At 34.3% G+C, this 15,270-nt stretch carries 11 protein-coding genes; 4 read left to right on the top strand and 7 right to left on the bottom strand.

The window, feature by feature from the left end; translation table 11 throughout:
- Positions 1 to 58: 58 nt before the first annotated feature.
- Positions 59 to 1,600, bottom strand: coding sequence for a glycine--tRNA ligase (locus C0512_RS02025; protein ID WP_290858483.1), 1,542 nt, complete (start codon positions 1,598 to 1,600; stop codon positions 59 to 61).
- A 181-nt stretch (positions 1,601 to 1,781) separates the two neighbouring features.
- Between C0512_RS02025 and C0512_RS02020 the strand changes: the two genes are divergently transcribed.
- From C0512_RS02020 to C0512_RS02005, 4 genes are all read left to right on the top strand, one after another.
- Positions 1,782 to 2,438 carry a hypothetical protein gene (locus C0512_RS02020; protein ID WP_290858482.1) on the top strand — a complete coding sequence of 219 codons (657 nt, stop codon included), beginning with the start codon at positions 1,782 to 1,784 and terminating at the stop codon, positions 2,436 to 2,438.
- A 92-nt stretch (positions 2,439 to 2,530) separates the two neighbouring features.
- Complete coding sequence (locus C0512_RS02015) at positions 2,531 to 2,983, top strand: hypothetical protein (protein WP_290858481.1); 453 nt, start codon at positions 2,531 to 2,533, stop codon at positions 2,981 to 2,983.
- 65 nt (positions 2,984 to 3,048) lie between these two features.
- Positions 3,049 to 3,732, top strand: a complete 684-nt coding sequence (locus C0512_RS02010) for a ComF family protein (protein WP_290858480.1) — start codon at positions 3,049 to 3,051, stop codon at positions 3,730 to 3,732.
- A gap of 81 nt (positions 3,733 to 3,813) precedes the next feature.
- On the top strand, positions 3,814 to 5,403 hold the full coding sequence (locus C0512_RS02005) for an Ig-like domain-containing protein (RefSeq protein ID WP_290858478.1): 1,590 nt from the start codon (positions 3,814 to 3,816) through the stop codon (positions 5,401 to 5,403).
- A 3-nt stretch (positions 5,404 to 5,406) separates the two neighbouring features.
- On the opposite strand, the gene C0512_RS02000 is transcribed toward C0512_RS02005, so the two are convergent.
- The 6 genes from C0512_RS02000 to C0512_RS01975 all read right to left on the bottom strand — a co-directional run bounded on the left by C0512_RS02000 (position 5,407) and on the right by C0512_RS01975 (position 15,269).
- Positions 5,407 to 6,186 carry an amidohydrolase gene (locus tag C0512_RS02000; protein WP_290858476.1) on the bottom strand — a complete coding sequence of 260 codons (780 nt, stop codon included), beginning with the start codon at positions 6,184 to 6,186 and terminating at the stop codon, positions 5,407 to 5,409.
- 4 nt (positions 6,187 to 6,190) lie between these two features.
- Positions 6,191 to 9,013 carry a GH92 family glycosyl hydrolase gene (locus C0512_RS01995; RefSeq protein ID WP_290858474.1) on the bottom strand — a complete coding sequence of 941 codons (2,823 nt, stop codon included), beginning with the start codon at positions 9,011 to 9,013 and terminating at the stop codon, positions 6,191 to 6,193.
- 41 nt (positions 9,014 to 9,054) lie between these two features.
- Complete coding sequence (locus C0512_RS01990) at positions 9,055 to 9,747, bottom strand: prolyl oligopeptidase family serine peptidase (RefSeq protein WP_290858473.1); 693 nt, start codon at positions 9,745 to 9,747, stop codon at positions 9,055 to 9,057.
- A 4-nt stretch (positions 9,748 to 9,751) separates the two neighbouring features.
- Positions 9,752 to 11,707 carry a sialate O-acetylesterase gene (locus C0512_RS01985; protein WP_290858471.1) on the bottom strand — a complete coding sequence of 652 codons (1,956 nt, stop codon included), beginning with the start codon at positions 11,705 to 11,707 and terminating at the stop codon, positions 9,752 to 9,754.
- Entirely contained in the window at positions 11,697 to 12,929 is a 1,233-nt protein-coding gene (locus C0512_RS01980; protein ID WP_290858470.1) for a cation:dicarboxylase symporter family transporter, read from the bottom strand. The genes C0512_RS01985 and C0512_RS01980 overlap by 11 nt, the downstream gene beginning before the upstream one ends.
- A 114-nt stretch (positions 12,930 to 13,043) precedes the next feature.
- Positions 13,044 to 15,269: a glycoside hydrolase family 3 N-terminal domain-containing protein gene (locus C0512_RS01975; protein ID WP_290858469.1), complete on the bottom strand. Its 2,226-nt coding sequence runs from the start codon at positions 15,267 to 15,269 to the stop codon at positions 13,044 to 13,046.
- Position 15,270 lies beyond the last annotated feature (1 nt).

Below are 15,270 nucleotides of genomic sequence, written 5' to 3'. Positions count from 1 at the left end.
AAATCCCAAATTTCAATTACTTGAAATTTGGGATTTTTTTATTTTAAATTTTGGAAACTTACATTTTCATCAACCAGTTTCGCATGGAAACATCGTTTGTAATAATGTCTCTTAACTCAGAAATTTTTACACGGTCTTGTTGCATGGTATCACGGTGACGAATAGTAACCGTTTCATCTTCTGCTGTTTGGTGGTCAACTGTAATGCAAAAAGGTGTACCCAACGCATCTTGTCTTCTGTAACGACGACCCACAGCATCTTTTTCATCATATGCCATGTTGAAATCCCACTTCAATTCTTCTACAATCTTTCTTGAAATTTCAGGCAAACCGTCTTTCTTAACTAAAGGTAAAACAGCCGCTTTGGTTGGTGCTAAAACCGATGGTAAACGTAAAACTGTTCTCGTTGAACCATCCTCTAACGTTTCTTCTGTTAATGAATTGGCGAAAACAGCCAAAAACATACGGTCCAAACCGACCGAAGTTTCTATTACATATGGAACATAATTTTTATTCTCCTCTGTATCAAAATATTGCAATTTTTTGCCAGAATATTGTTCGTGAGCTTTCAAATCGAAGTCGGTTCTGGAGTGAATTCCTTCCAATTCTTTAAATCCGAATGGAAAATTAAATTCAATATCTGCCGCTGCATTGGCATAGTGAGCTAATTTTTCATGGTCGTGAAAACGGTAATTTTCTCTTCCTAAACCTAATGACAAATGCCATTTTAAACGGGTTTCCTTCCAATATTCATACCATTTCATCTCTTCGCCCGGTTTAACAAAAAACTGCATTTCCATCTGTTCAAATTCACGCATACGGAAAATGAATTGACGAGCTACAATTTCGTTTCTAAACGCTTTTCCGGTTTGAGCAATTCCAAACGGAATCTTCATTCTCCCCGATTTTTGAACATTTAAAAAATTTACAAAAATTCCCTGAGCTGTTTCAGGGCGTAAATATAAATCCATGGAAGAATCGGCAGAAGCACCAATTTTTGTCCCAAACATCAAGTTAAACTGACGAACCTCGGTCCAATTCCTTGATCCTGATTCCGGACAAGCAATTTCTAATTCTTCAATTAACGCTTTTACATCGGCTAAATCTTCATTGCCCAACGAACGAGCCATTCTTTCCAAAATTTCACGTTGTTTGGCTTTGTATTCCATCACACGAGCATTAGTTGCCACAAATTGTGCCTCGTCAAAAGCTTCACCAAAACGTTCTTTGGCTTTATCTATTTCATTTTGTGCCTTTTGGTTTAATTTTTCGGCATAATCCTCAATCAACACATCAGCACGGTATCTTTTCTTGGAATCTTTGTTGTCAATCAAGGGGTCATTAAACGCGTCTACGTGACCGGAAGCTTTCCAAGTGGTGGGATGCATAAAAATCGCAGCATCAATACCTACTATGTTTTCGTGCATTTGCACCATTGATTTCCACCAATATTCTCTGATATTTTTCTTTAATTCTGCTCCGTTTTGAGCATAGTCGTATACCGCACTCAAACCGTCGTAAATTTCACTTGACGGAAAAATGAATCCGTACTCTTTTGCGTGTGAAATTACATTCTTAAAATTATCTTCTTGTTTTGCCATAATGGTGCAAAAATATAAAAAGTGAATAGATAAAAAAGAGAAGAATTGCTTTTATTTTTTTAAGTTAATTTAATTGAGGCAAACATTCTTTTTATGCTGAATTTATTAGGTTTTAATTTGATAATTTCTTAACTTTAATAGCGATAAAGTTAATATTTCATAATTATTAAAAATATATATCATGAAAAATTTAGTAAACTTGCTTATGTTCTTTTCTGTAGGAATTTTAAGCGTATCATGTGATGATTTGGTTGATAAAGATGATCCCAATGACATAACTGGGACTCAGTCTGAGATGGGTTTAGTTGGTGTAACTGTAACTTCAAGTTCGTCTGAAATTGCTGGTGTAAGTGATTTTTCGGCAGTAGTTGAAAGCCTTGAAGACGGAATTTCAAGCTATAGTGCTCAAGCTACTGTAACTAATACGTTAGTGAAAAATATGATTTCCAATTTTCCCGGTGTGGTAATTGACGGTAATTCTGTTTCTATTGACAATTTAAAAATCCAACAAACAACAGGTGGCATTAAATGCGTTACCGGTCCTTTAGCAGGCGTTTTAGTTAAATATGATTCTTCCGTTGGCGACACTTATGCTGCCGGAACATCAGGAAACGTTAGAACCGTTGTCAGTAAAACCGGTGTTGATGATTATCCTTATGGTTTTTACATGATTAAAACTATTCAAGTGGAATCAACATTAGGCAATTCAAATAGAGTTAGTGGAATCAATAAAATTACGTATATCGCAAATCATAAATTTGGAATGGTTGGTGTAAAAGTTGACTTTGAAGATGGCACTAGCTATACATTCCCGGTTTACACCAGTGCTGAAAATTAACAATTTAATACATTGTTTTTCGATTAGGTAAGGTTTTCTGCCTTGCCTAATCGAATATAAAGATTTAATTCTCTTACTATCTTAAAATTGAAATGAAAAATTTCCTTTTGCCCTATTATTACAAAGCCATTGGCGTTATTTTGGTTCTTATTGCGATTGTTTTTTCTGTACTTTATTTAAAATTTGATTTAAATTATACAATACCTGTATTTGCAATAGTTTCGATTTATTTAGAAACTAAATTTTTTGTAATATCCCAAAGCAATTTTATAGATGAAATTACCCTCATTCTTTTTGTTCTAGGGTTTGGACTTATTGTGTTTTCTAAGGAAAAAAATGAATTTGAATTCTTAAGCGTTTTGAGAGAAAAAGCACTGGTAAAAGCAACAATAGTTAATGCTTTTGTTATGTTGTTTTCTATAATTTTTATTTATGGCGGTGGCTTTTTGGGCCTATTGGTGTTGAATTTATTTTCCGTTTTTATCTTTTATCTACTCTTTTTCTATGTAAGCTTAAAAAAAAGAAATCAAGAAACTCGTCTGTAATTGAATAATTATAAATTTAATGTATCTTTATTTTTCAAAATAAAGACTCTAGTTTATAATTGTTTATGCTAAAAGATTTACTCAATTTATTCTTCCCTAAAGTTTGTTTGGCTTGCAAAGAACATTTGTTAGCCAATGAAAATATAGTTTGTACAACTTGTCGTCATCATTTTCCGCTAACACTTCATAGTGAAAATCAGAACAATGAAATTATTCGAAAATTCTACGGCCGTTTGACTTTAGAACATGCTTCCGCTTTACTTTACTTTCACAAAAATGGCATTGTTCAGGAACTCATTCATAATTTAAAATACAAAAACCGGCAGGAAATTGGCACTTTATTAGGAGAATGGTATGCTGAAGACCTTAAAAATATTCATGCTGAACTTTCCTTTGATGCCATTATACCGGTTCCTTTACACAAAAAACGAATGCGAGAACGTGGCTACAATCAAATGACTACTTTTGGTCAGGCTCTCTCAAAATCGCTTCAAATACCTTTGTGTGAAAACATTCTACACAGAGATAGTTATGCTAAAACACAAACCAAAAAGAATTTTCTGGAACGAACGGAAACTAAAAAGTCGGTTTTTGATGTTGATTTTACAGAAAAAGACCATCACAAACATTATCTCTTAATTGATGATGTTATTACCACCGGATCAACGCTGGAACAATGTGGAAAGGCAATTTTGAAAATACCCGGAGCTAAATTAAGTATTGTTTGCATGGCATATACTCATTCATAAAACGCAAAGAAAAACCTAAAACATTTCATTTCCACTAAATATAATTGTTATTTTGTGGCAACGAAGAAAGCATTTTATTTCATGAGAGTTTTAATCCTTATCATTTTATCGGTTTTGTTTGCAAGTTGTGCAAAAAGAGGCACTATTACTGGCGGAGTGAAAGATTCTATTCCGCCAATCATGAAAATGAGCGAGCCTAAAAATTTATCTACCGAATTTAAAGGAAATAAAATAAAATTGTATTTTGATGAATACATCAAGCTGAAAGACATCAACAAACAATTGATTATTTCGCCTCCGATGAAAAATATGCCGTTAATTTCGCCTTCTACACCTACAAAAATTTTAACAATCACCCTAAATGATACTTTAACGCCGAATACTACGTATAGTTTTAATTTCGGACAAAGCATTCAAGATAACAATGAAGGTAATCCGTACCAACAATTTAAATATATTTTTTCCACCGGAACATATATCGATTCCCTGCAATTAGTGGGTCAAATAAAGGATGCTTATGCCAAAAAAACAGATAATTTTGTTTCCGTCATGCTTTATGAGCGGAATGAAAAATTTTATGATTCAATTGTTTACAAGGAAGTTCCAAGGTATATTACCAATACATTAGACAGCTTAAAGACCTTCACGTTAGAAAACTTAAAGGCAGGTGAATACTTATTGGTGGCGATGAAAGACTTTAACAATAACAATAAATTTGATCCAAAAAAAGACAAAATAGCTTTTCATAGTGAAATAGTTACAATTCCTGATAATGCTGCCTACGAATTAGAGTTATTTAAGGAAGAAATTCCTTTTAAACCTATTAGACCTTCACAAGCTTCTGGAAATCGGATTATATTAGGTCACGAGGGAAAAGCAAATGATGTAAAAATCGAACTCAAAAATGGAGATGAAATAGTTCCAACTGTTGTTACTCCATTTGAAAATAAAGATTCATTACAAATTTGGTTTAAACCCATTAAAGCTGATTCAATTTCAATAAAAGTGACTAAAAATACCTTGGAAAAAGAATTTAAACTTAAATTTAACAAACAAAAAGCAGATTCGCTGCGTATTAATGCTGTTCAAAGTGGCGTTTTACATCTAAGCGAGAAATATACCCTTAAAAGTTCCATCCCGATTACAAAGATTGATGCGTCAAAAATCAAACTTACTAATAAAGATTCTGTTGCCGTTGTTTTTACAACGCAATATGATGAACCAAAACAACTTGTCATTATCGATTTTAAGAAAGAACCCCTTGAAAGATATAAATTCACCCTTGAAAAAGGTGCATTTACTGATTTATTAGAAAGAGAAAGTGACTCACTGGCATTTACAATTGGGACCAAAAACGTGACGGATTATGGTAATTTACGACTGCATTTAGAAGGCATTAAATCTTTCCCTATCATTGTTGAATTAACCAATGCAAAAGGAGATGTGCAAGCGTCCGCCTATTCAGAGGGTGAAACAACGATTGATTTTAATTTACTCCAACCGGCTTTGTTTACCGTACGAATCATCTATGATGACAATAAAAACAAGGTTTGGGATACCGGAAGTTATTTAGAAAAACGACAAACAGAAGAAGTACGTTATTTTCCAACAGAAATTGATGTTCGTGCAAATTGGGACGTTGATCAAACACTGAAATTCAGTAACGAATGATTATTAAGCCTTTTTGCTTAGATTAATTTCAAATTCATCTCTATCGGCTAAAAAGTTTAACTTTTTTCTCGTATTCAAGAGCTTTTTCATGTCTAAAACTGCTTGAAAAATTCCTTCTTCAACTTGCGGTTCCACCAAAAAATCACCTAATTCATCAATTATTTGGGAATGTCCAACATATTCTAGTTTATTAAAATCGGAACCAGTACGGTTAACCCCCACAACATAACACATGTTTTCAACAGCTCTTGCTTTCAGTAAAATATCCCAAGCATTGATTCGAGTTTCCGGCCAATTAGCAACATAAATCAACAAATCGTAGTCTTCTGTATTTCTGGCAAAAACAGGGAATCGCAAATCATAACAAATTTGAAGACATATTTTCCAACCCATGTATTTAATAACTTTTTTAGTTGTTCCCGGTTCATAAATTTTGTTTTCCCCTGCCAAAGTAAATAAATGTCGCTTGTCATAATAATCTATTTTACCGGAAGGATAAACAAAAACCATTCGGTTATAAAAATGATTATTTTCAAAAATGATTAAACTTCCGGTTATGGCCACTTTCTTCGTTTCGGCTATTTTTTTTAACCAGGAAATGGTTTCTCCATTCATGTTTTCTGCTGATGCAAATGGTTCCATCGTAAAACCGGAAGTAAACATTTCCGGCAAAACAATCAAAGCAGTTTCTTCATCAATTTCCATTATTTTTTGCTGAAAATACAATATGTTGGCAATTGGATTATCCCAAACTATCGGAGCTTGAATAAGTGAAATTTTCATGTCTTTATTTTATGGTTATCTCATCTATAAAAATAAAAGCGTCTCCTCCCGAAGGAAAACCTTGATGCCAGTCTGGTAATTTTCCAAAATTAGTTGCTTTTACTTTTACATAACGCCCTTTTACAGGCAATTGAATGCTTTCAAACCCTTTAATGATGGTTTCGTATTCTTTAGGGTCAATGGTATTGTTTTGCGTATCGAAAAGCGTAAAATTCAAGTTGTCATCAGAAATATAATACTCTACTTTGGTGGGCATAAGTATCCATGATCGGGTGTCTTGCAGAAAATTAGCGGTAATTTGACTGATTTCACGGGTGGATTGCAAATCTATCACTGCTTCAAAATCTTGCGATTGATACCCTTGCCAATCACCTTTTCGCCAGTTTTCGGTGCCAAAAACACCATCAATCAAGCCTTCCGGACCACCAGCGTGGTATTGCGGATTGTAGGTTGATTTGATGTTGATGGAGAAGTTGTTGGGTTTTTTGAAGAAGGTAGCGGAGATGGTGTTGCTTTTTTGTCCATATCCATTTTCTGTATAAAGACTTACTTCTGTTGTTTTATCAAGAGTTACATTATTACTATTAGCCATTTTAAAAGGACTTCCGTTCAAACTGTAAAAAAATTCAACTTCTTTATTTTGAGAAATAAATGAAATTATCATTTTATCTAGAAAAGCTTTACTATTTGCTTCAATTATAGGAACAACTGAAAGATTGTTGACTATATAATCTTTACTTGGCATTTCTTTCAAATTCAATCCAAACATTCGGTCATTGATCGATTTATCAATAGTTCTTGAAGTACCATCTTCAAAATTCACTTTTATTTTATCAAAATACTCCTCAGTGGTCGTCCAAAAGGGTTGGCCGGGAGTAACATTATAAATTCCCATTGAACTCAACACATACCACGCACTCATTTGACCGCAATCTTCATTGCCAATTAGGCCGTCGGGGTCGTTTTTATAGAAATTATCTAAGATGTAATGTACTTTTTCTTTAGTTTTTTCTGGTTTATTAATAAAATTGTACAAATAGGCTACATGATGACTCGGTTCGTTTCCATGAGCATATTGGCCAATTAACCCAGTAATATCAACTTGATGACGACCGGAAGTTTCGCTAACTGAATTAAACATTTCGTCTAATTTTGCTTCAAATTTTGCTGCACCGCCCATCGCTTCTATAATTCCGGGAATGTCTTGCGGAACAAAGAACGTGTATTGCCAACCATTGGCTTCGGTGTAATTGTTGTTGACTTCTTTGGGGTCGAAGGGTTTATCCCAACCGCCATTTTTCTTGGGCTGAATAAATCCGGTTTCCCAATTGAAGAGGTTTTTCCAATTTTGTGAACGAAGCATGAAATATTGATAATCTTCTTTTTTATCGAGCAACATCGCCATTTGAGCAATGCACCAATCATCATAAGCATATTCTAAGGTTTTGGAAACACTTTCATGTTCGTTATCAATTGAAATAAAGCCATGCTTTTTGTAGGCATCCAAACCTAAATGATCAAGCATGGCGGAATATTTAGCCGCTTGGTAGGCTTTTTCATAATCAAAACCTTTGATGCCTTTGACCATTGCATCTGCAATCACGGAAACGGAATGGTAGCCAATCATACAATCGGTTTCGTTGGAGGCGAGTTCCCAAACGGGTAAGCGACCGCCTTGTTCAAATTGTTTGATAAAAGTGTTGATGTAATCGGAAGTTCGTTTTTTGTCAATCAACGTATACAGCGGATGAGCGGCTCGAAACGTATCCCACAGCGAGAAAACGGTGTAATAATCAAATCCTACCGCTTGGTGAATTTTATTGTCGCGACCTCGGTATTTTCCGTCTATATCCTGAGCAATGTTGGGCTGCATCATGGTGTGATACAAGGCCGTGTAGAAAATGGTTAGTTTGTTTTTATCGGAAGAAGTGACTTCAATTTTGGATAGTTCTTTGTTCCATAATTCTTCTGCTGCTTTTTTAACTTTGTTGAAGTCCCAATGTGGGATTTCGGTGCTATTGAGTTGTGCTCCTTCATATCCTGTGGGTGAAAGAGTTACTTTTACGAGTAGTTTGTCTCCTTTTTTGACTTTTTTAGAAAAACTGATGGCTAATTCGGTTCCGTTAAAAAGTCTTCCAAATTGTTCTCCATTATAATTTACTTTATTAATTTCTAATGGTTGGTTAAATTCTATAAAAGCATAAACATATTGGTCGCGAGCCCAAGCTTCGCTTCTTCGCTTGACGAAAATTGTTTTTTTATCAATGATTCTAATTTCCCCTTCCAGCAATTTATCGCGGTGATTTAAGTCTAAAATAATGTTGGCTTGACCACTTTGATTGAAGGTATATTCATGAAAACCTACACGGGTTGAGGTAGTTAATCGAACATCGATGTTGTGTTTATCTAATTTAACGGAATAAAATCCGGCGGATGCTTTTTCGTTGGCATGTGAAAAAGTGGAAGAATAAACTTTGTTGTCAAACGAAGGTTCGCCCATGGTTGGCATTAATAAAATATCGCCAAAGTCAGAAACACCGGTTCCGTTGAGATGGGTGTGTGAGAAACCATAAATACGATTGTCGGAATAATGATAACCGGAACAGCCTTCCCAACTGCCATCGATTCGGGTGTCAGGGGAAAGTTGCACCATTCCGTAAGGAACCGTAGCTCCGGGAAATGTGTGTCCGGTTCCGCCTGTTCCAATGAATGGATTTACATATTGCTGGTAGTTTTGGCCAACAATTAAGCCGGTAAAAAACATTGAAAAAGAAATGATGAGCAATCGCATGAATAATTTTTTCACATCAAATATAAAAAAACGCATCCAACAATTGCTGAATGCGTATTAAATAACTTATAAAAACACTATTTTTTCTGCATTAACATCCATTCGTAAATTGCGGGATTATCATAAACACGCGTCCAACTGTCGTGATTGGCATCATCAAAGAGTTGGAGTTTAATGTCCTTATTACATTCTCTCAATTTATTGAAAATAGCGATGGAATAATTCGCATCCACGATATCATCTTGTAATCCATGAAAAATTCGAATAGGAATCGTTGAAATTTTACAATTCTCCACCATAGGTACTCGATCAACAAAACCGGCAATTGGTACTAGGGCGGCAAAAAGTTCAGGATGAGCAAAGGCCAAATTCCAACTTCCCCATGCTCCCATGCTCAATCCGGTGAGGTATATTCTAGATTTGTCTATTTTGTTTTCTGACAACACTTTTTGAATTAAAAGATATAATTCTTCTGATTCCCAATACTTGTTTTCCGGACACTGCGGAGCTAAAATATATGCATCCAGTTCATGTGTTTTGGCATATTTTAAAGGACCATGAATTTTTAATTTTTCTAAATCCGTTCCTTTTTCACCTGAGCCGTGCAGAAATATGATGAGCGGCTTTAAATCCTTGTTGTTATTTGGTTTTTGAAGTAAATAATTCAATTCAAATTTTGAAACTAATTCCGCTTTTATAGTTCCGCTTGTTTCAATTTGGCCTAAACAAAGCAAAGGCAAAAACAGCATTATATATATTATGTTTTTCATAAAATTAGTTTACGATTATATCAATTTTATATTTCTCCTCTTTAGTAATTGTTTTCCATTCATCTGAACGAAACGGAACGGCAGGAAATCCTTCTACGTTAAACAAATTAAATTCAGAAGCATCGCCTATCCATCCAAAGCGAACAGCGATTGGATTTAAAACATTCTCACTACTCACTACCACTTTATTTTCTTTGATGTATGCTTTTGCCGGATAGAAAACCTGATTTTCACCTGCAATTTCAAATCCGTTAACAAATCCATATTCATTGGTGGTTACTAATCCTGCTCCTAAAGAATTAAAAGTAACAATTAGTTGCTTCTCTTTCTTTTCAAAAGAGTTAAAGGTTGGTCCGTTACAAATCATGTTTTCATTATTTAAATTAGTAAAAGCTATAGATGCCAATCGTTTTGCAACAGTTTTCTTATTCGAGGGATGGATGTTATTTGGGTTTCCAACATCAGTAGTTACAACCATTCCTGTGTTTTTTACTGATAATGTTTTTGTTTGAGCTTCGCGAAGTTCTGCCCAAGCACATCCTTCATTACTATTTCCTGTTGTTTTATAAGTTGCTAATTGCACATAGTAAAAAGGGAAATCATTTTTCCATTTTTTACGCCAATCACTGATTAGCATCGGGAATGTTTTTCGATATTGAAAAGCTCTTGACACATTACTTTCCCCTTGGTACCAAAGTACTCCTTTAAAAGCAAAAGGAATTAATGGATGAATCATAGAATTGAAACAAAGTGAAGGAAAATCGTTTTCATTAATACTGTTTTTAATTGATTCTACTTGAAATTTCCAATTTCCGTCTAATGGAATTTCTTTGTTGTTCAGTATAATTTTCAATGCTGCTGAATTGCCATAAATACCGCCGCCGCCGCCATTGTCAACCACGCAAATAGCGATAACATTATCGCCTAATTTTAATATTCCCGAAGGAATTTTATACATTCGCTTTTCATCCCAACCATTTGTTTGTCCAATTTTTATTCCATTTATAAACGTGATGTCATTATCATCGATTGCCGGAATTTCTATGGTACAATTTTCAGTAATTTCAGAAATGGTAAAATGCTTTCTTAACCAAACAACGCCATCAAAATTGCCCAATTGTTGTTCTTCCCAAATGCCGGGTTGATGTATTTCTGACCAATTACTGTCTTTATAATTCAATTCTTTATATAAAGAAACATTCTCAGGATTTAATTTTGAATTTTGAATTTTTTCAATTCGAGTTTTTGCCGCTTCCATTTTGGCGTCTAAAAGTGAATGAATATCAATTTTAGGCATACTATAAATCATATCTCGGAACTCACTGTCAAGTTCAAATCCTTCTCTACTAATCCACGTTTCTATATTCGTACCTCCCCAAGAAGCATTAATTATTCCTATTGGAATATTCAGTTTATTGTTTAATTCTTTTGCGTAATAATAACCGATTGCCGTAAAATTCGCTACTGTTTTTGGGGAACAAACTTCCCATGCTGTTTTTTCAATATCTGAAGCGGGAAAGGAATTAATTTCTTTTGGTATTTTAACATGTCTAATTTGAGGAAAATTAGCCATATCTATTTCTTTTTCTGCTTCATCCGCTTGCCCAACTGTCCATTCCATATTTGATTGTCCTGAACATATCCAAACTTCGCCCACTAAAATATTTTTAATTTCAATCGAATTTTTCCCTTTTATTTTAAGAACATAAGGACCACCGGCCATTTCATCATCTAAACGAACAATCCATTTTCCTGTTTGGTCTGCTTTGGTTGTTTTAGTTTGATTATTAAATTGTACAGAAACTTTTTCATTGGCATTAGCCCAGCCCCAAACCGGAATTTTAGTGTGTCGTTGTAAAACCATATTATCTGAAAAAATAGCAGCAACTTTTACTTGAGCCTGTAAAGCGAATGAACTGATAAAAGTTATTAGTAAAAGAAAATGCCATTTAAATTTCATGTTTTTCATATTCGTATACTTCTTTAGTAAAAGCTATTTCCATTTTTAATCTTTCAAATTCATTTTCGTTATTTGCTAAAAAGATAGTAGCTACTCCGTTACCTATAAAATTAGTAATAGAACGAGCTTCACTCATAAATCGATCTACCCCAAGCAACAAGGCCAATCCTTCAATTGGTATCACTTTGACCGCTGAAAGTGTGGATGCTAATACAATAAATCCACTTCCTGTTACTCCCGCAGCTCCTTTTGAAGTTATCATTAGTACGCCAATAATTGTTCCCATTTGAGTCCAACTTAAATCAATATTATAAACTTGAGCTAAGAACAAAATAGCCATCGACAAATAAATCGTTGTTCCATCAAGATTAAACGAATAGCCGGCAGGAACAACAAGTCCAACAACTGATTTTGAGCAACCCATTTTTTCGAGTTTTTCCATCAAGGATGGCAAAGCGGATTCAGAAGAAGAAGTTCCTAAAACTATTAATAATTCTTCTTTTATATAATTCAAAAATTTTAAAATGCTGATTTTATGATATTTAAGAATAGCCCCAAGTACAATAAAAATAAATAACGCCATGGTGACATATACCGTTATCATTAATTTTGCTAAAGGAATCATCGTTGTTATTCCAAATTTACCTATAGTATAGGCAATTCCTCCCAAAGCACCGAGAGGTGCAAATAGCATAACCAAATGGAGTGCTTTAAAAACATATTTTGAAGCAAAGCTGAGGTATTTTTTTATTCTATCACTGTGTTTGTATTTATTCAAAAACGTCCCAAAAAGGATAGAAAATAACAAAACCTGAATGGTTAGGTTTGATTTTATAAAGTTCCATAATCCAAATGTCTCAGCACCGGTTGCATATTTTGAAATTTCCTCCGGCCGAGATGAAATCGTTTCAACTCCGTTTCCCGGCTGAAGAATCCAAGTTACAACAACACCTATTAAAAGAGCAAGTGTAGTGACAATTTCAAAATATAAAAGTGCTTTCCCACCAACTCTTCCCACTTTTTTTAAACTTCCCATTCCACTAATTCCCAAAGAAATGGTTAAGAAAATTATTGGATTGATAAAAACCTTCACTACATTTATAAAATAAGTTCCTAAAGGCTGTAATTGAACGGCTGTTTCAGGCAAAAAATGACCTATTAAAGCCCCTAAAAAAATTGCTATTAAAACCCAAGTAGTTAAATTAGTGAAAACCTTTTTCATTTAATTGGTTTAGAAAACCTTAAAAAATTATGAAACCTTAAGAGGTTTCTCTTTACTTATTAATATAAAATATTTCGATTCTAGAAATTAATAAGAAATTCAAAGCTACTTAAATTATTTCACCAATTCAAATCTGCCTTTTAATCTAATATCTGTAGAAGACGACCCAATCATTATGTCAAAATCACCTATTTCAGAATCGAATACCAGTTTTTCATTATAAAAAGATAATTTTTGGTTATCAATACTAAAATTAATGGTTTTTGATTCACCTACTTCCAATTCTATTTTATTAAAATCTTTCAATTCTAATATTGGGCGAACAACAGAACCTACTTTATCCCGAAGATAGAGCTGCACAACTTCTTCCCCTACAAATTTTCCTGTATTTGTTAGTGTGAATGAAACTTCAATCGTTTCATTGCTTTTCATTTTTTGCTTTGATAATTTCAAATCTGAATAAGCAAATGACGTATAACTTAATCCATATCCAAAAGGGAATTTAGGTGAATTTGGTAAATCAATATAAGTCGATTTGTATATTTTATCCTCATTAATGGAAGGTCTTCCGGTATTGAAATGGTTATAATAAATCGGAATTTGACCTTCTTCCCGTGGGAAAGTCATGGGTAATTTTCCGGCTGGATTATAATCACCAAAAAGAACGTCAGCTATTGCATTTCCAGCCTCCGAACCCAACCACCAAGTATAAACAATTGTGGGCATATTATCAGCAATCCAATTAAAAATTAATGGACGACCGGCATTTATTAAAATCACGATTGGTTTTCCTGTTTTTTGAAGTTCTTTTACTAGATCTTCCTGAACACCCGGCAAATGAATATTACTTCTACTTTTGGCTTCACCACTCATATTCCATGCTTCTCCGATGCTTAAAATAACTACATCCGCTTGAATTGCTACATCAATTGCTTCCTGAAAACCTGCTTTGCTTTCGCTTTCAATCCCACAACCTTTGGCATAAAGTAATTTAGTGTTTTTACCTACTTTATTTTCTAATCCTTCCCATTGCGAAACAATATAGGTTGAATCAATTTCTTTTAAATCTACTGCCCAAAAGCCGTGATTTATTCGTTTTGGCTTAACTATTGGCCCTATAAAGGCAATTGTTTTTGTTTCCTTAGCAAGTGGTAAAACATTCTTTTCGTTCTTGAGTAAAACAATACTTTTTTTTGCCATGTCTCTGGCAATTTTTGTATGCTCCGGATTATTTAACGCTTGATTTTGTCTTTCCAAATTGCAGAATCGATAAGGGTCATCAAACAACCCTAATTCAAATTTTTTGTATAGAATTCTTTTTACGGCGTCATCAATCAAAGCCAACGAAACCTTCTTTTCTTTCACCAATTGTTCCAAATTATATCGGTAAGCATTACTTTCCATATCCATATCAGAACCGGCAGTTATGGCTTGTAAAGCAGCTTCTTTAGCATCTTTTGAATAACCGTGAGCAATCATCTCACTAATAGAACCCCAATCAGAAACTACAAATCCTTTGAAATTCCATTTTCCTTTAAGAATATCTCTTTGAAGGTAGGAACTACCGGTGGCAGGAATTCCGTTTAAGTCGTTAAATGCATTCATAAACGTGGCAACTCCTGCATCGACAGCTGCTTTAAAAGGAGGCAAATAGGTTTCCCACAACAGCCGCTCGCTCATGTCAACTGAATTGTAATCGCGGCCACCAACCGCAGCACCATAGGCTGCAAAATGCTTTGCACAAGCCATTACTGCATCTAAATCACCTAGTTTTTTACCTTGAAATCCTTTTACGCGAGCAAAGGCTATTTTAGAACCTAAATAAGTATCTTCTCCTGCACCTTCCATCACTCTTCCCCAACGAGGGTCGCGTCCAATGTCAACCATGGGTGCAAATGTCCAATGAATACCTGATGCCGCAGCTTCTGTTGCAGCAATTCTGGCACCAAGTTCAATAGCTGATAAATCCCATGAAGCCGCTTCTGCTAAGGGAATTGGGAAAGTAGTTTTATACCCGTGAATAACATCTAAACCAAATAATAATGGAATTTTTAAACGTGATTGCATGGCATTTTCCTGGTATTGCCTTGTATAAGTAGAACCCATCACATTCAGCATCGACCCAATTTTCCCTGATTTTATTTCTTCTTTTTTGTTAGGATTGATTGTTAACGGTCCGGTAACGGTATTATCTCCTGTATATTGGTTAAGTTGACCAATTTTTTCTTCTAAAGTCATTTGTTTCAAAAGATCTTCTACCTTTTGATTAATTGACTTCTGCTGTGAAATTGCTAAAAATGATTGGAATCCTATAAATAAAAGTATTACTTTCTTATTCATC

Origin of the sequence: Flavobacterium sp. (genome assembly GCF_013822155.1) — a bacterium.
Lineage (GTDB): Bacteria > Bacteroidota > Bacteroidia > Flavobacteriales > Flavobacteriaceae > Flavobacterium.
Note: the sequence above shows the minus strand (reverse complement) of the source record. Positions and strands in the feature narration are given on the sequence as shown.

Coding starts and splice junctions, on each gene's coding strand:
- C0512_RS01995 (WP_290858474.1), bottom strand. CDS start 9,013: ATGCGTTTTTTTATATTTGATGTGAAAAAATTATTCATGCGATTGCTC.
- C0512_RS01985 (WP_290858471.1), bottom strand. CDS start 11,707: ATGAAATTTAAATGGCATTTTCTTTTACTAATAACTTTTATCAGTTCA.
- C0512_RS01980 (WP_290858470.1), bottom strand. CDS start 12,929: ATGAAAAAGGTTTTCACTAATTTAACTACTTGGGTTTTAATAGCAATT.
- C0512_RS02015 (WP_290858481.1), top strand. CDS start 2,531: ATGAAAAATTTCCTTTTGCCCTATTATTACAAAGCCATTGGCGTTATT.
- C0512_RS01975 (WP_290858469.1), bottom strand. CDS start 15,269: ATGAATAAGAAAGTAATACTTTTATTTATAGGATTCCAATCATTTTTA.
- C0512_RS02025 (WP_290858483.1), bottom strand. CDS start 1,600: ATGGCAAAACAAGAAGATAATTTTAAGAATGTAATTTCACACGCAAAA.
- C0512_RS01990 (WP_290858473.1), bottom strand. CDS start 9,747: ATGAAAAACATAATATATATAATGCTGTTTTTGCCTTTGCTTTGTTTA.
- C0512_RS02005 (WP_290858478.1), top strand. CDS start 3,814: ATGAGAGTTTTAATCCTTATCATTTTATCGGTTTTGTTTGCAAGTTGT.
- C0512_RS02000 (WP_290858476.1), bottom strand. CDS start 6,186: ATGAAAATTTCACTTATTCAAGCTCCGATAGTTTGGGATAATCCAATT.
- C0512_RS02020 (WP_290858482.1), top strand. CDS start 1,782: ATGAAAAATTTAGTAAACTTGCTTATGTTCTTTTCTGTAGGAATTTTA.
- C0512_RS02010 (WP_290858480.1), top strand. CDS start 3,049: ATGCTAAAAGATTTACTCAATTTATTCTTCCCTAAAGTTTGTTTGGCT.